The organism is Pseudomonas sp. Q1-7 (assembly GCF_028010285.1).
Lineage (GTDB): Bacteria > Pseudomonadota > Gammaproteobacteria > Pseudomonadales > Pseudomonadaceae > Metapseudomonas.
Window position 1 is genome coordinate 3812309 of sequence record NZ_CP116304.1, and the last position, 15862, is coordinate 3828170.

Annotated in this window: 16 protein-coding genes; 3 read left to right on the forward strand and 13 right to left on the reverse strand. The window is 63.4% G+C overall.

Annotated features, from left to right (window positions below; all coding sequences use genetic code 11):
- The 5 genes from PJW05_RS17685 to PJW05_RS17705 all read right to left on the reverse strand — a co-directional run bounded on the left by PJW05_RS17685 (position 1) and on the right by PJW05_RS17705 (position 5415).
- Positions 1–1722, reverse strand: a complete 1722-nt coding sequence (locus PJW05_RS17685) for a vWA domain-containing protein (RefSeq protein ID WP_271408275.1) — start codon at positions 1720–1722, stop codon at positions 1–3.
- A gap of 105 nt (positions 1723–1827) precedes the next feature.
- Entirely contained in the window at positions 1828–3261 is a 1434-nt protein-coding gene (locus tag PJW05_RS17690) for an aminotransferase-like domain-containing protein (RefSeq protein ID WP_271408276.1), read from the reverse strand.
- Between the two features lie 155 nt (positions 3262–3416).
- A complete protein-coding gene (locus PJW05_RS17695) occupies positions 3417–4229 on the reverse strand; it encodes an OmpA family protein (protein WP_271408277.1) in 813 nt (270 codons plus the stop codon).
- Entirely contained in the window at positions 4226–4582 is a 357-nt protein-coding gene (locus PJW05_RS17700) for a DUF4398 domain-containing protein (RefSeq protein ID WP_271408278.1), read from the reverse strand. The genes PJW05_RS17695 and PJW05_RS17700 overlap by 4 nt, the downstream gene beginning before the upstream one ends.
- 14 nt (positions 4583–4596) lie before the next feature.
- A complete protein-coding gene (locus PJW05_RS17705; protein ID WP_271408279.1) occupies positions 4597–5415 on the reverse strand; it encodes a substrate-binding periplasmic protein in 819 nt (272 codons plus the stop codon).
- A 113-nt stretch (positions 5416–5528) separates the two neighbouring features.
- Here PJW05_RS17705 and PJW05_RS17710 point away from each other — a divergent pair, with 113 nt between their 5' ends.
- Positions 5529–6458: an alpha/beta fold hydrolase gene (locus tag PJW05_RS17710; RefSeq protein ID WP_271408280.1), complete on the forward strand. Its 930-nt coding sequence runs from the start codon at positions 5529–5531 to the stop codon at positions 6456–6458.
- 61 nt (positions 6459–6519) lie between these two features.
- On the opposite strand, the gene PJW05_RS17715 is transcribed toward PJW05_RS17710, so the two are convergent.
- Together PJW05_RS17715 and PJW05_RS17720 are read right to left on the reverse strand one after the other, a co-directional pair.
- On the reverse strand, positions 6520–7449 hold the full coding sequence (locus PJW05_RS17715; RefSeq protein WP_271408281.1) for an electron transfer flavoprotein subunit alpha/FixB family protein: 930 nt from the start codon (positions 7447–7449) through the stop codon (positions 6520–6522).
- Positions 7449–8198: an electron transfer flavoprotein subunit beta/FixA family protein gene (locus PJW05_RS17720; protein ID WP_271408282.1), complete on the reverse strand. Its 750-nt coding sequence runs from the start codon at positions 8196–8198 to the stop codon at positions 7449–7451. Before PJW05_RS17720 ends, PJW05_RS17715 begins: the two co-directional genes overlap by 1 nt.
- A 319-nt stretch (positions 8199–8517) precedes the next feature.
- On the opposite strand from PJW05_RS17720, the gene PJW05_RS17725 reads away from it, so the two are divergent.
- Positions 8518–10182, forward strand: a complete 1665-nt coding sequence (locus tag PJW05_RS17725; protein ID WP_271408283.1) for an electron transfer flavoprotein-ubiquinone oxidoreductase — start codon at positions 8518–8520, stop codon at positions 10180–10182.
- A gap of 52 nt (positions 10183–10234) precedes the next feature.
- On the opposite strand, the gene PJW05_RS17730 is transcribed toward PJW05_RS17725, so the two are convergent.
- The 4 genes from PJW05_RS17730 to PJW05_RS17745 all read right to left on the reverse strand — a co-directional run bounded on the left by PJW05_RS17730 (position 10235) and on the right by PJW05_RS17745 (position 13180).
- Complete coding sequence (locus PJW05_RS17730; protein ID WP_271408284.1) at positions 10235–10804, reverse strand: DUF1285 domain-containing protein; 570 nt, start codon at positions 10802–10804, stop codon at positions 10235–10237.
- 10 nt (positions 10805–10814) lie between these two features.
- Entirely contained in the window at positions 10815–11417 is a 603-nt protein-coding gene (locus PJW05_RS17735) for a DUF4823 domain-containing protein (RefSeq protein WP_271408285.1), read from the reverse strand.
- Positions 11418–11483: 66 nt separating this feature from the next.
- Positions 11484–12452: a GTP 3',8-cyclase MoaA gene (locus tag PJW05_RS17740; protein WP_271408286.1), complete on the reverse strand. Its 969-nt coding sequence runs from the start codon at positions 12450–12452 to the stop codon at positions 11484–11486.
- An 89-nt stretch (positions 12453–12541) separates the two neighbouring features.
- A complete protein-coding gene (locus PJW05_RS17745) occupies positions 12542–13180 on the reverse strand; it encodes a TetR/AcrR family transcriptional regulator (RefSeq protein ID WP_271408287.1) in 639 nt (212 codons plus the stop codon).
- Positions 13181–13254: 74 nt separating this feature from the next.
- Between PJW05_RS17745 and PJW05_RS17750 the strand changes: the two genes are divergently transcribed.
- Complete coding sequence (locus tag PJW05_RS17750; RefSeq protein ID WP_271408288.1) at positions 13255–14388, forward strand: aminotransferase class V-fold PLP-dependent enzyme; 1134 nt, start codon at positions 13255–13257, stop codon at positions 14386–14388.
- 248 nt (positions 14389–14636) lie between these two features.
- Here the strand turns inward: PJW05_RS17750 and PJW05_RS17755 are convergent, their stop codons facing one another.
- Together PJW05_RS17755 and PJW05_RS17760 are read right to left on the reverse strand one after the other, a co-directional pair.
- Entirely contained in the window at positions 14637–15419 is a 783-nt protein-coding gene (locus PJW05_RS17755; protein ID WP_271408289.1) for a TatD family hydrolase, read from the reverse strand.
- A 68-nt stretch (positions 15420–15487) separates the two neighbouring features.
- Positions 15488–15844, reverse strand: a complete 357-nt coding sequence (locus PJW05_RS17760) for a PilZ domain-containing protein (protein WP_271408290.1) — start codon at positions 15842–15844, stop codon at positions 15488–15490.
- Positions 15845–15862: the final 18 nt, after the last annotated feature.

Consider the following 15862-nt stretch of genomic DNA (forward strand, 5'->3'; position numbering starts at 1 on the left):
TCATTCCTTCCGCGCGTGAGGTGGGAGCGGAGTGTGCAGACTTTGCGCGAGTTCCACCAGTTGCACGAACTCCCCGCGCAGGCCGAAACGATCATCGCCACGGGCGGCGCGCGCCAGCCGCGCACTGTCGGCCAGGTCGAAGTCGCCGGTGTACCGGCCGCCCTTGAGCTGCTGGGCAAAGGCCGCTACCGCCGCGGCAAAGCGCAGGTCCTCGCTGGCCGCCTCCAGGCTGACCACCTTGCCGGCGGCTATGGGGCGCTCCAGCAGACGACTCTGTTCGACGCCCGGCACCTTGTAGCGCACCCGCAGCCAGGCCAGCTCGCCGGCCTGGCCTTCAGCCCTGGGGGATGCCCGGTAGCGCAGCGGCTCCAGCCAGCCCTTCGCGCCTGCGGGGACGATTTCGTAGAGCGCGGTGACGGTGTGGCCCGCCCCAATCTCGCCGGCATCCACCTTGTCGTTACTGAAGTCCTCGCGTTTGAGCGCGCGGTTCTCATAGCCCAGAAGGCGGTATTCGCTGACCTCGGCCGGATTGAACTCGAGTTGCAGCTTCACGTCCCTGGCCACCACCGACAGGGTCGAGCCGAGCTGGTCCACCAGCACCTTGCGCGCCTCACGCAGGTTGTCGATGTAGGCATAGTTGCCGTCTCCGGCATCGGCCAGTTGCTCCATCAGGCGCTCGTTGTAGTTGTCCACGCCGAAGCCGAGGGTGGTGAGGGAAACACCGCCCTTACGCTTCTGCGCGGCCAGTTGCTTGAGGCTCTCGAAATCGCTGATGCCGACGTTGAAGTCACCGTCGGTGGCCAGCAGGATGCGGTTGATGCCGTTGGCGATCATGCCCTTGGCGGCCTCGGCGTAGGCCAGTTGGATGCCCGATTCGCCGGCTGTCGAACCGCCGGCGCTTAGCTGCTCGATGGCGGTACGGATCTTCGTCTTTTCGCTGCCGGGCGTGGAAGCCAGCACCACCCGCGCCTCACCGGCGTAGGTGACCAGGGACACGCGATCCTGCGGGCGCAGCTGGTCCACCAGCAACTTGAGGGTGCCCTGCACCATGGGCAACCCCTCGCGACGGTCCATGGAACCGGAAACATCCACCAGAAATACCAGGTTGGCAGGCGGCAACCGCTCGACACTGCTGTCGGAGGCCTTGATCGCCACGCGCAGTAGGCGCGTCTGCGGGTTCCAGGGCGTCTGCGCCAGTTCGATGCCGATACCGAAGGGCACATCCCCCTCCGGCTGCGGATAGCGGTAGGGAAAGTAGTTGACCATCTCTTCGAGCCGCACCGCATCGGCGGGCGGCAACTGGCCGCCATTGAGGAAGCGCCGCACGTTGGCATAGCTGCCGGTGTCGACGTCGATACTGAACGTGGAAACCGGCTCGCGGGCCACCTCATGCACCGGATTGTCGGGCAGATGCTGGTACTGCTCGCGGGGTCGATCGCGGTAGCCCGGGAGGACATCCGTCGCCGGCGCCAGCGCGGCCCTTGGCATCTGCATGGATTCGGCGGCGTAGTCGGCGCGCTTGGCGAAGGGCACCGGCGCACTGACCTTGACCTCCTCGTGCAGCACCGGCTCGGGCTGCTCCAGCGCAGGCAACGGCGCTTCGGCCTTGCCGGCGGCCGGTGCGGAGGCATCCTGGGCACTGCAGGCGGTCAGGGCCAGCAGCAGGCCAGCGGTGAAGCCGGCGGCCAGGGGTTGGTATGAGAGGAAAGTGTGGCGGGACATGGACGCCTCCTGGGAACGAATGAGCCATTCGCACCAGTAGACGGAGGTCGCCGGCGAAAGGGGTTAAGACTGCGTCGATGTCCCACGGGGGCTGCGTTGCAGCCCCTACAGACCAGCCTCCTGGCACAGCTGCTTGGCCAGCATGCCGAGGGTCATGATGGCGCGCTCGGCTTCACGGTTCCACGGAATGCCGCAGTTCAGCCGCACGCAGTGGTTGAACTGTTCGGTGTTACTGAAGATCAACCCCGGCGCAATGCTGATGCCCTGCTGCAGGGCGCGCACGTGCAAATCCTTGGTATTCACCTTGGCCGGCAGGCTGAGCCAGAGGATGAATCCGCCATTGGGACGGGTGATCTGCGTGCCTTCGGGGAAGTACTGCTGCACCCCCAGCTGGAAGGCGGTGAGGTTCTTTCGGTACTCCTGGCGGATGTAGCGCAGGTGCCGGTCGTAGCCACCGTTCTCCAGGTAGGCGGCCACGCCCATCTGGGTGACGCTGCACGCCGAGTGGGTGCTGAAGGTCTGCAGGCGCTGGATCTCCGCCTGGTACTTGCCGGCGATCATCCAGCCGATGCGCACACCGGGGGACAAGGTCTTGGAGAAACTGGAGCAGTAGATCACCCGGTCATCCAGGTCGTAGGCCTTGATGGCCTTGGACGGCCCCTGGTCGAACATCAGCTCGCCGTAGATGTCGTCTTCGATGATCTGGATATCGAAGTCCGAGGACAGGCGCAGCAGCTGTTTCTGACGATCCTCGGGAATGGTCCCGCCCAGCGGGTTGCTCAATCGCGCGGTCAACACCAGCGCCTTGATCGGCCACTGGTTGGCGGCCAGTTGCAGGGCCTCCAGGCTGATCCCTGTGGTCGGGTCGCTGGGGATCTCGATCACTTTCAGGCCCAGCAGGTCGGCCAGTTGCAGCAGGCCGTAGTACGTGGGCGACTCGGTCGCGATCAGGTCGCCCGGCCGGGTCAGCACCCGCAGGCTCATCTGCAGGGCATCCACGCAGCCGTGGGTGATCACCACTTCGCTCGGGTCCACCACCACGCCGGCATCGCGCATGCGGATGGCCACCTGGCGCCTCAGTGGCTCGAAGCCGGGGCTGAACATGTAGCTGAAGGCGCGCGGGCTGTGGAACCGGGTCACCTTGGCCAGTTGCTGGTGCAAGGTGCGCACCGGCAGGTAATCGACATGGGGCACCGCCGCGCCCAGGGGAAACACCCCTTCGCGGCGGGACTCGGCCAGCACCTGCTGGATGATGCTGGCGCGGGTGACCAGGCCGGGCCGCTCGACACGGGCGATATCCGGTGTGGACGCCGTCAGCGCCGGGGTCTGGTGCACGTAGAAACCGGATTGCGGACGCGCGCGAATGAGCCCCTGATCCTCCAGGCTGGCATAGGCCTGCAGAACGGTGGCGTGGCTGACGCTGAGCTGGGAACTGAGCTTGCGCACCGACGGCACGCGTTCGCCCGGCTGATAGACACCACGGCGAATATCATCGGCCAGTTGCTGGGCGATGCGTTGGTAGAGCAACAGATTGGTCATGACGGTGGTACCTGTATCACTGGACCGAAACACTATCCGAATGCCCTGTAACTGCACCGGTACAGATCAATGAATTGTGTGCGATACAGTGAGATTGTCCAGGCACAAAAAAGCCCCGACGCCGAACGGCAATCGGGGCTTTCCCGTGTCGCGTTTCAGCGTGCCGGGCCGAGTTCGCCTTTTTCGTTGGAGAAGACGATCTCCACCCGACGATTCTGCGCCCTGCCCCGGTTGGAGGCGTTCTCCGCCACCGGGAAAGCTTCGCCATAACCCTGGACCTGGATGCGCCTGGCATCGACCCCGAGGTCGATCAGCGCATCGGCTACCGCCTGCGCGCGCGCCGTGGAGAGCGTGAGGTTGTCCGCCTTGTTGCCGCTGCTGTCGGTATAACCCTCGATACGCACGACGCGTCGCGGGTTGAGCTGGAGGAACTGCACCAGCTTGAGCACAGTGCGATTGGCCGAGGCCTTGAGGTCGGCATGAGCGGTATCGAACAGCACATCCCCCAGGGTCATCACCAGGCCGCGATCGGTCTCGGTAGCCGCCAAGGCGATCATCTGCTCTTCCAGCCATTTCCCCTGCTGCTGGACGCTGAGCAGCTTGGCCTCGCGCAGCGCCAGCTGCAGGCGCTCCCGCTCCAGTTGCAGTTTGGCGGCGCGAGCCTGGTTCAGGCTCTGCTCGCTGTGCTGGCTGGCGATCTCGCTGTAGCGCTGGCTGAGGTAGGCATAGTGGGCGACGTCGGCTTCGTTACCCAAGTAGCTGGACAATCGCTCGGCGCGGGCCAGGGACTCGCCGGCGCGGATGACATCCTTGGGCGCGCTGCTGAGGACGTCCTGGTCTTCCTTCACCTTCTGGAACATCTGCCGGGCCTGTTCCAGGCTCTGCTCGGTCTGCTGCTGGTTGGCACAGCCACCAAGCAGTCCGAGGCCAAGCAGCAGGCCGGCGGTCTTTGCATGATTCCGGGTCACTGCACATCCCCCAACTGCTTGCGCAGGCGATTGATCCGCGCCGTCAGCTCGGCCAACTGGTCCTGGCTCTTCCTGGTCAGCACCTTGGCTTCCGCCAGACGCGCGTCCAGTTCGGCTTCCTCGGCCAGGACACGGGCGCGCTTGTAGTCCTGCTCGCCCATGTTCTTCTCGGCCAGGGCGAGTTTCTCCTGGGCCAGCTTCATTTCCTCGATCTGCTCGGTGGCACCAACGGCCTTGGCCTGCTCCACCGCTTTGTGGGTCAGGCGCATCTGCTCGATGGGGGCCGGGTCGTTGGCGCAGCCGACCAGGGCCAGCACGGCCAGGCCGGCAGCCAACAGGGGTGTCTTGCTCACTAGAGGGTTCCTAATCATTCAGCCGTGGCGGCGGGCAGCATCTGCAGCGCCTTCCATCGCTCCAGGTTGCGCTGCAGCAGGGTTTCCGGCACTCCGGAGGCGACCAATTCTGTCATTTTTTTCGCCAGCTGTCCGCGCAGCCAGGGGTCGTTGCACGCCGAGTTGTGGGACAGGGTCAGGTACAGACCTTCACTGGAGATCGGCGGTTCCAGGGCAACGAGGTCATCGGCCATGCCCAAGGTGTCGGCCAGCACCAGGCCGGGGTAGTGCTCGTAGAGCACGTAGTCGGTCCGCTCCAGCAGGAGCTTCTGGTAGGCCTGGGTCAGGCTCGGAACCTCTTCGAGCTTGAGGTTTTCCTTGGCGAAGCGGTCGAAGGCTTCGCCGAAACTGTTCTTCACCAGGGTACCGCCCGTGCGCTCGCGCAGGTCGTCCCAACTGTTGTAGGGGAATACCTTGTCGCGCTTGACCCAGACGACGCTCTGGGTTTCGAGGAAGGCCGGATGGACGTAGTCCATGTTTTCCAGGCGCGGGAGGGTGAGAAAGGCCCCGGCGATCAGGTCGACCCGGCCGGTGCGGACCTCATCCTGGGCACGGGACCAGGGACCGGTGTAGAGGATATCCACCTTCAGCCCGAGCTCTGTGGCGATCTGCTTGAGCAGATCGGCATTGGCGCCGATCAGTTGCTTGGGGTTCTCGGGGTCGCGCCAGAGATACGGGGGATATTCGGGATTACCGGTTGCCACCAGGCGCTCGCACTTCCCGGCGGCCTGCACGAATCCGGGCAGCAGGCTGAGCACGAGGAGCAGGGACGAAAAGTGGAATCGACTTGGCATCTGAGGTTTCCCGGACTGGACGTTCGATTGGCTGCGGCATGGGCCGCATCGCCTGGCACGAGCTTCATGCTAGCGTACAGGCAGTAGGAAGAACCATTTGCGAAGAGCTGGCCATGAAGAAACTCTTCATTGCAGTCGTCATGCTGCTGACGGCTTTGGCGGCAACCCTGTATTTCTCCCCGGCGGCGCTAACGGCCAGCGTGCTCCTGTTGGAGCGGCAGATGGCCGGCCTGTCGGAACGACAGATTGCGCTGGGCGATCTTAGCATCCATTACTACGAGGGCGGCCCGGTCAGGGGCGAAACCATCGTGATGATCCATGGTTTCGGCGCCAGCAAGGACAACTGGCTGCGCTTCGCCCGCCATTTTACCGCCCGCTATCGCGTCATCGCCCTGGACCTGCCGGGCTTCGGCGACAGTGACCGGCCCGACGGCAGCTACGACGTGGGCACCCAGGCCGAGCGCCTGGAGTCCTTCGCCAAGGCGTTGGGCCTCGGCAAGATCCACCTTGTGGGCAACTCCATGGGGGGCCACATTGCCGGAATCTTCGCCGCCCGCTATCCGCAGCAGGTCAGCAGCCTGGGCCTGTTCTCCACCGGCGGGATCAGCGCGCCAAACAAAAGCGAGCTGTTCCGCCTGATCGAAAGCGGCCAACCCAATCCGCTGGTGGTGCGCAACGCCGAGGACTACCAGCGCATGCTGGACTTCGTCTTCGTCGTGCCCCCCGCCCTGCCCGACTCGGTCAAAGCCTGGCTGGCCGAACGGTCCGTCGCCAGCCAGGCGCACTACGACGACGTGTTCCACCAGCTGCGGGAGCGCTATATCCCGCTGGAGCCCGAGCTGCCCCGCATCGAGGCGCCTACCTTGCTGCTCTGGGGCGACCGCGACCGGGTACTGGATGTCTCCAGCATCACCGTGATGAAACCGCTGCTGAAGAAACCCAGCGTGGTGATCATGCAGAACTGCGGCCACGCCCCGATGATCGAGCGTCCCGAGGAAACGGCACGGCATTACCAGGCCTTCCTTGACGCCAATCGTGGCTGAGAGGCAATAAAAAACCCGCTCCGGAGAGCGGGTTTTCTGTACGGCAGGCCGGGAAGTGCTATTACAGCAGCTTTTCCAGTTCCGGGATGGCTTCGAACAGGTCAGCCACCAAGCCGTAGTCGGCCACCTGGAAGATCGGGGCTTCTTCGTCCTTGTTGATCGCGACGATCACCTTGGAGTCCTTCATGCCCGCCAGGTGCTGGATGGCACCGGAAATGCCCACGGCGATGTACAGCTGAGGGGCAACGATCTTGCCGGTCTGGCCGACCTGCATGTCGTTCGGCACGAAGCCGGCGTCGACCGCGGCACGGGACGCACCCACGGCAGCGCCCAGCTTGTCGGCCAGGGCGTAGAGGTGCTTGAAGTTGTCGCCGTTCTGCATGCCACGGCCGCCGGAGACGACGATCTTGGCAGCGGTCAGTTCAGGACGGTCGGACTTGGCCAGTTCTTCGCCGACAAAGGCGGACGTGCCGGCATCGGATACGCTACCCACGGCCTCGACGGCAGCGGAACCACCTTCGGCAGCGGCGGCATCGAAACCGGTGGTGCGCACGGTGATCACCTTCACGGCCGCGGAAGACTGCACGGTGGCGATGGCGTTGCCGGCGTAGATCGGACGCTTGAAGGTGTCGGCGCTCTCGACGGCGATGATCTCGGAGATCTGGTCGACGTCCAGCAGGGCGGCCACGCGCGGCAGGTAGTTCTTGCCGTTGGTGGTGGCGGCGGCCAGCACATGGCTGTAGCCCTTGCCGAGTTCGGCGATCAGCGGCGCGACGTTTTCCGGCAGCTGATGCGCGTAGGCGGCGTTGTCGGCGACCAGGACCTTGGATACACCGGCGATCTTGGCAGCGGCCTCGGCGGCAGCGCCGACGCCCTGGCCGGCGACCAGCACGTGGATGTCGCCACCGATCTTCTGAGCGGCGGTCACGGTGTTGAGGGTGGCGGCTGCCAGCGCGGCGTTAGTGTGTTCAGCAACAACCAGGATAGCCATCAGATTACCTTCGCCTCGTTCTTCAGTTTGTCGACCAGTTCGGCCACGGACTTGACCTTGATACCGGCCTGGCGGGCGGCCGGTGCTTCGACTTTCAGGGTCTTCACGGTGGACCCGGTGGCAACGCCCAGGGCCTCCGGGGTCACCACGTCCAGCGGCTTCTTCTTGGCTTTCATGATGTTCGGCAGCGACGCGTAGCGCGGTTCATTCAGGCGCAGGTCGGTGGTGACGATCGCCGGCAGGTTCAGCGCGACGGTCTGCAGGCCGCCGTCGATCTCACGGGTGACGTTGACCTTGTCGCCGGCGACTTCAACCTTGGAGGCGAAAGTGCCCTGGGCGTAGCCCGTGAGGGCGCCGAGCATCTGGCCGGTCTGGTTGTTGTCGCTGTCGATGGCCTGCTTGCCGAGGATCACCAGTTGCGGCTGCTCCTTGTCGACCACGGCTTTCAGCAGCTTGGCCACGGCGAGGGAGTTCAGTTCGTCGGCGGATTCCACCAGGATCGCACGGTCGGCGCCCAGGGCCAGGGCCGTACGCAGCTGCTCTTGAGCGGTGTTCGGGCCGATGGTGACGACGACGATTTCACTCGCTACGCCTTTCTCTTTCAGACGGACGGCTTCTTCCACGGCGATTTCGCAGAAGGGGTTCATCGACATCTTCACGTTGGCGAGGTCGACGCCGGAGTTGTCCGCCTTGACGCGGACCTTGACGTTGTAGTCGACCACTCGTTTGACAGCTACAAGAACCTTCATGGATTCCTCGTTACTCTCCGGTTAATAAGAATGTCGCCAAGACGAGCCTGGCCAGTGTTGCAGGTCGGCCGGAACCGACTCTCAGCCCAGACAGCGAGCGCAAAACCGCCCGTATCTTGACCGGATCGCCTATTCGGGTCAATACAGAAAAATACCCCGCCATAAGCCGCAGAGCCTTATCCTATCAGGGTTTCACAAAATTCAAACAAACGTTTGTATTGGACCGAACAAAGGCTCTGGATATAATGCGCCCGCTCAGGTCAGGGATCGAGCCTAGCCCTCCAACACAAAATATCGAAGAGCCTTGAGGAGATTGACTGTGGAACGCGAATACATGGAATTCGACGTCGTCATCGTCGGCGCTGGCCCTGCTGGCCTGTCCGCCGCGTGCCGACTGAAGCAGCAGGCTGCGCAAGCGGGTCAGGAGATCAGCGTATGCGTGGTCGAGAAGGGTTCCGAAGTGGGCGCCCACATTCTCTCTGGCGCCGTATTCGAACCGCGAGCCCTTAACGAACTCTTCCCTGACTGGAAAGATCTCGGCGCCCCGCTGAACACTCCGGTGACCCGCGACGACATCTATATGCTCAAGGATGCCGATTCCGCCATCAGGGTTCCCGACCTGTTCGTGCCCAAGACCATGCACAACGAGGGCAACTATATCATCTCCCTGGGCAATCTCTGCCGCTGGCTGGCCCAGCAAGCCGAAGGCCTGGGCGTGGAAATCTACCCGGGCTTCGCCGCCCAGGAAGCGCTGATCGACGAGAACGGCGTGGTGCGCGGCATCATCACCGGCGATCTGGGCGTGGATCGCGAAGGTAACCCGAAAGAGGGTTACTACACCCCCGGCATGGAACTGCGCGCCAAGTACACCCTGTTCGCCGAAGGCTGCCGTGGCCATATCGGTAAGCAACTGATCAAGAAGTACAACCTCGACTCCGAAGCCGACGCCCAGCACTACGGCATCGGCATCAAGGAAATCTGGGACATCGACCCGGCCAAGCACCAGCCCGGACTGGTGGTCCACACCGCCGGTTGGCCGATGGACATCATGGGCACTGAGAACACCGGTGGCTCCTTCCTCTATCACCTGGAAAACAACCAGGTGGTGGTCGGCCTGATCATCGACCTGTCCTATGCCAACGCCTACCTGTCACCCTTCGACGAATTCCAGCGCTACAAGCACCACCCGGTGATCAAACAGTACCTGGAAGGCGGCAAGCGCGTGGCCTACGGCGCCCGCGCCATCTGCAAGGGCGGCCTGAATTCGCTGCCGAAGATGGTCTTCCCGGGCGGCGCCCTGATCGGTTGCGACCTGGGCACCCTGAACTTCGCCAAAATCAAGGGCAGCCACACCGCCATGAAATCCGGTATGCTGGCCGCCGAAGCCGTTGCCGCTGCCCTGGTCGCCGGCAAGGAAGGCGGTGACGAGCTGGCCGGCTACGTCGATGCCTTCAAGTCCAGCTGGCTGTACGACGAATTGTTCCGCAGCCGCAACTTCGGCGCCGCCATTCACAAGTACGGCGCCCTGGTGGGTGGTGCCTTCAACTACATCGACCAGAACTGGTTCGGCGGCAAGATCCCCTTCACCCTGCACGACAACAAGCCGGACTACGCCTGCCTGAAGCCCGCCGCCCAGTCCCAGCGCATCGAATATCCGAAGCCGGACGGCAAGATCAGCTTCGACAAGCTCAGCTCGGTGTTCCTCTCCAATACCAACCACGAAGAGGAACAACCCTGTCACCTGAAGCTGGCCGACGCGAGCATCCCGATCGCCAAGAACCTGCCCCTGTATGACGAGCCGGCGCAGCGCTACTGCCCGGCTGGCGTGTATGAAGTGGTGGCGAACGAAGACGGCAGCAAGCGCTTCCAGATCAACGCCCAGAACTGTGTGCACTGCAAGACCTGCGACATCAAGGACCCCGCCCAGAACATTACCTGGGTGGCCCCGGAAGGCACCGGAGGCCCGAACTACCCCAACATGTAAGCCGTCACGAAAAAGGCTCCCGAGGGAGCCTTTTTCGTTGCCGTCTTCCGGATTATTCCGGCAGGGGGCCGATGGGAAAGAACGCTCCGCCGCTCCACACACCAAGCCAGATGGCGCCATTGACCTCGTGCGGGACAGCCAGCTCCACCAACTGGTAGAAGACATTGCGATGGATCAGCGCTTCAAGGTTGCCGCGCACCAGCACATAGGGCGAAGGCTCCTGGGTGTCAGGGTCCAGTTCGACCCTTAGCGGATGCGCGCTACCGGCCACCACCTCGTCTTCGACATTGGTGATGAAGCGCAGTCGCTGCGACTCACCCCTACCGTCCACGCGCAGCTCCACGGCCACGAAGGGGGCGTCGTCGACCTGGATGCCCACCTTCTCCACCGGCGTCACCAGGAAATAATCCTCGCCATCCTTGCGAATCACGCTGGAGAACAGCTTGACCATGGGCTTGCGGCCAATTGGCGTTCCCAGGTAGAACCAGGTGCCGTCCCGGGCGATGCGCATGTCGATATCGCCGCAGAACGGCGGGTTCCACAGATGAACGGGCGCGCCGCCCGGGTTATCTGCCGTGGCAATCTGCGCCAACAAATCACCGGCCTTGCCGGGATCGCTCATGCCCATCTCCTCAACGACTCAATCCAATGAGACTGCGAGCATACTCTTCCAGCGGCGGCCCAATCAGGTCCTCGGGCCTGGAATCGTAGAACGTCAGAAAACCGCCACGACTGTGGATGCGGGCCGTGTCGACCAGATAGCGGGTGTTGGTCTCGATCAGCATCAGCTGTATCACACCACGGTCGCGCCCGAGCCGGTCCAGTGCCTCCTGATCCTCCCACTCTTCGACCGTGCCGATGCGGTCATCGGCGCTGGCGAAACGTGCGTACAGCAGATAATGCGCGCCCACCGCACGAGCTTGACCCATGGCCTCTTCGAGGCCGGCCGGCCCCTTGGCGCGGCGCACCATGGGGAAATACTCGACAAAACCGCTGAAAGCCTCCTCGGCCACCACATTGGGCCGCGGATAAGGCGAGCCCGGCGGCACGAAGTAACCTTGGGCGATATAGATGAAGGAGTCCGCCTGCAAGCGCCAGGGGCTGGCGCGACGGGTATCGCTGTGGTCCAGGAATCCGGCATCGCTCAACTGCTCGCGAGTGCCTTCAGCCATGTCACTGACCTTCATGCAGCCCACCAGGCCGAGAATCGCCAGCAACAGAATCATGCTACGCATCGTATGTCCTCCACGCGCCGGTGACGAAAAACCGGCGGATAGAGAACCAATGCAGCTTCCGCGCCATCAGCCGCCAATGATCTTCATCACAGTCACACCGCCGGAGAACGCGACGTCCTGCTTATCGGCGAGCGCCTTCACCAACAGACGCTGCAACGCCGGCAAGGCCTCGTGGCGCGGCTTCTCCAGCAGGTCGCCGACATAGTGGCGGTTGCTCGACGACAGGCAACCATGCAGCCAGCCGGTGGACGACAGGCGCAGGCGCGAACAGGTTCGACAGAACGGCACGCTCTCGTTGGCGATCACGCCGAAATGCCCCAAGTGCGGCACTCGGTAGCGCAATGCCGTGGCATCCAGCGGCGCATCGGCCTGGACGAATTCATGGGCGGTTCCGATCAGCGCCAACAGCTCCTCCAGCCCCACGAACTGCTGATGGAAGGCATTGGGATCACGGGCCAGGTGACCCATGCGCATCAGCTCGATAAAGCGCAGCTCGAAACCTCGTTCGAGGCAGTAATCCAGCAAAGGCAGAACCTGGTCGAGGTTCTTGCCGCGCAAGGGGACCATGTTGACCTTGATCCTGAGTCCCGCCGCCCTCGCCTCTTCGAGCCCCCTGAGCACGGTCGCCAGGTCACCTCCGCGGGCAATGCCACGGAATGCTTCGGCATCCAGGGTATCCAGGGAGATGTTCAGACGGCGGATACCGCAGTCCAGCAGCAGCGGCAGCTTACGCGACAGCAACTGGCCGTTGCTGGTCAGGCTGATATCTTCGAGGCCGAGCGTGCTGACGGCCCGAAGGAAAGGATCGAGCCTGGGACTGACCAGCGGCTCACCGCCGGTAATGCGCAGGCGTTCGATACCGGCGGCTTCGATGAGGTAGGCCACGCCACGCACCATGGCCTCTGCGGAGAGTTCGTCCTGGGCCGCGACGAGACGCTTGCCGTCCGGCACGCAGTAGGTGCATGCGTAATTGCAGGCGGCGGTCAGGCTGATGCGCAGGTTGCGGAAGCGCCTGCCTTGGCGGTCAACGATCATGGGACGCTCCGGCATGTGATACGCCGGAGTATATCCCCGCGGCCGGAACCGCACATATCCGGGACCGCGTCATGGATGCACTGAATACGTCAGCTGGCGGGCGACTCGGACTCGCGCTTGCGCTTGTTGCCCATGCGCACACCGATGTCCATGAGGAACTGGAAGAATCCTTCCTGATCCTCCAGCACACTGCTCCAGAACGGCGAGTGGTACAGCGCAACGGCGCCATGCACCAGCGCCCAGGCGGCGCAGTAGTGGAAGTACGGCGGCACGTCTTCCAGCTTGCCCTCGGCGATCCGGCCCTTGATCAACTGGGTCAGGCGCTCGAAGTTGGACGCACGGATCTTGTGCAGCTGCTCGACCATCTCGGGCACCTGGCTGTTCTTCACCACCTTTTCCTCCAGGCGGTCGAACAGTCGGTAGCGCTGCGGATCGCGCATGCGGAACTCGAAGTAGGCGCGCGACAAGGCTTCCTTGTCGCGGTCGACATCGGCGGAATGGAACAGCGCGTTCAGGTCACGCTCGTAGTCGAGCATCAGGCGCAGGTAGATTTCCGCCTTCGACTTGAAGTGCTTGTAGATGGTGCCTTTGCCGATACCCACTGCGTCGGCGATCATCTCGACGGTAACGCTGTCTTCGCCCTCTTCGAGGAAGAGCTTGAGGGCGGTGTCGAGAATTTCCTGCTCGCGGCGGCGGAACTCACGGACTTTACGGGGTTCTTTCTGCATAAAGGGACTGTGGGGTCGAAAATCAAGCCGCGTATTATGCCTATCTGGCGTAAAAATGCACGGATCATCCGACTATGAGCGTATTGCAAGATGAGTTTGCCCAGGCGGACGGCCTCCGCTATCTCAACCATGCGGCCGTCGCCCCCTGGCCGAAACGCGCGACCCGTGCGGTCCAGCGTTTTGCCGAAGAGAACTGGCGCCTAGGCGCCAGGGACTATCCAGACTGGCTGAGTGTAGAACGTCGTCTGCGCGAACGCCTGGCCAGACTACTGAACGCCCCGACCACCGCCGATCTCGCACTGGTCAAGAATACATCTGAAGCCCTGTCCTTCGTAGCTTTCGGCCTGGACTGGATGGAGGGCGACCAGGTCGTCATCAGCGACCAGGAGTTCCCCTCCAACCGAGTCGTCTGGGAAGCCCTGAGACGCTATGGAGTGACGACTATCCAAGTGCCGCTGGACGAGAGCGATCCGGAAGGCGCCCTGCTCGCCGCCTGTGGGCCGCGCACCCGACTCCTCTCGATCAGCGCCGTGCAATACGCCAGCGGCCTGCGCCTGGACCTGCAGCGGCTGGGCCAGGCGTGCCGCCAGCGAGGCGTGCTTTTCTGTGTCGACGCCATCCAGCAACTCGGCGCCCTGCCCTTCGACGTCCAGTCCATCGATTGCGCGTTCGCCATGGCCGACGGCCACAAGTGGATGCTCGGCCCTGAAGGCCTGGGCGTCTTCTATTGCCGCAGTGATCTGCGCCAGCAGTTGAAACTGCATGAATACGGCTGGCACATGCTGGAACACCCTGGCGACTACGAACGCGCCGATTGGGAACCCTCGCGCACCGCCCGCCGCTTCGAATGCGGCAGTCCCAACATGCTGGGCGCCATGGCCCTGGAGGCCAGCCTGTCGCTGCTGGAACAGGTCGGCATGGTGCAGGTGGCGGCAGCATTGGCGGAACGGGTGCAATGGTTGCAGGACGGGTTGATGCAGATTCCCGGCACGCAACTGCTGAGTCCGCTGAATCCGGTACGCCGGGCCGGCATCCTCAACTTTCGCCTGGACGGCTGGGACAATCAGGCGCTGTTCGAACGACTGCGGGCCGAGCAGGTAGTCTGTGCCCTGAGGGGCGGCGGCATTCGCCTCTCTCCGCACTTCTACACCGAACCCCGCGTGATAGACGACACCCTGGCGTTGTTGCGCCAGATGGCAGACGCATGAGGACTCAGCCGACGCCGGTGTATTCCAAATAGGTTTAAGAATCGCCGCCAGCCTGTCTGGACGCGTGGGGATAATGGCCAATACTTCTTCTTACTGGCGCGCGGCATCTCCCCCCAAGTGCCCAGCCAGTCGAGGAACCGTGGATCGCGTTCCTTTGTTTTACTCCTAATGGTCTTGACCCGGATTCATCCCCCAGAACCCGGGTTTTTTTTGCGTGCAGCATTTTCCAGCCGGCATGGAGGCAGCGCTCATGCGCGTCGCGCAAGGGGAAACAGGCGCAGGTAGTTCTCGCCGGTCTGCTCGGCAAGGACCTCGAAAGGTACACCACGCAAGTCCGCCAGGAACTCCGCCACCTCGCGCACGTATTGCGGCAGGTTGGGCTTTCCGCGATGAGGGACGGGGGCGAGATAGGGCGAGTCGGTCTCTACCAGCAGGCGATCGGCCGGTACCTGACGGGCCACCTCGCGCAGGGCATCGGCATTGCGGAAGGTCACGATACCGGACAGCGAGATATAGAAGCCCAGGTCCAGCGCGGCGCGGGCCATGTCCCAGTCTTCAGTGAAGCAATGCAGCACACCGGCCTGGGGTAGCGCCGCCTCTCGGAGCAATGCCAGGGTGTCGGCTCTGGCTTCGCGGGTATGCACGATGACCGGCTTGCCGGTCACTTTCGCCGCCTCCAGATGCAGGCGGAAGGCCTGCTGCTGAAGCGCTGCGGCCTCGGGTTCGTAGTGGTAGTCCAGACCGGTTTCGCCAATGGCCACCACCCGCGGATGCGCCAGCTCGCCGAGCAGCCAATCCAGCGCCAGGGACTCGCCTGGCTGCAGGTCAAGGGGATGGACGCCAACGGAACAATGCACATCCTCGTAGCGCTCGGCCAGGGACTTTACCGCGGCGGCATTCTCGGCACTCACGCCAATGCAGAGGAATTGGCTGACTCCGCGGGCACGGGCGGCATCCAGGGCGGCATCCAGTGAACCACCGTGGGCGGCCAGGTCGAGGCGGTCCAGGTGGCAGTGGGAATCGATCAACATGGTTCATGGCTCCAGGCGCAGGCGCCGAGCTTCAAGCCCGACGCTTGTAGCCCGCGCCTGACGGCCGGTTACATCGTGTGAGTGGGACGGTCGGACTTGAGGGCGCCGGCGAGGTAGGTCTCGATCTTGTTACGCGCGCCGCTGTCACTGTCGTTGAACTGGACGCCAATGCCCGCTGCGCGATTGCCCTGGGCGCCCTTGGGGGTAATCCAGACCACCTTGCCGGCGACCGGAATCTTCTCCTGCTCATCCATCAGGTTGAGCAGCATGAAAACTTCGTCACCAAGCTTGTAGGTCTTGTTGGTCGGAATGAACAGGCCACCGTTCTTGATGAACGGCATGTAGGCGGCGTACAGCACGGACTTGTCCTTGATGGTCAAGGACAGAATCCCGTTACGCGGACCCAGATTCGGTGGCAGGCTCATGCGTTATTTCCTGGCAAG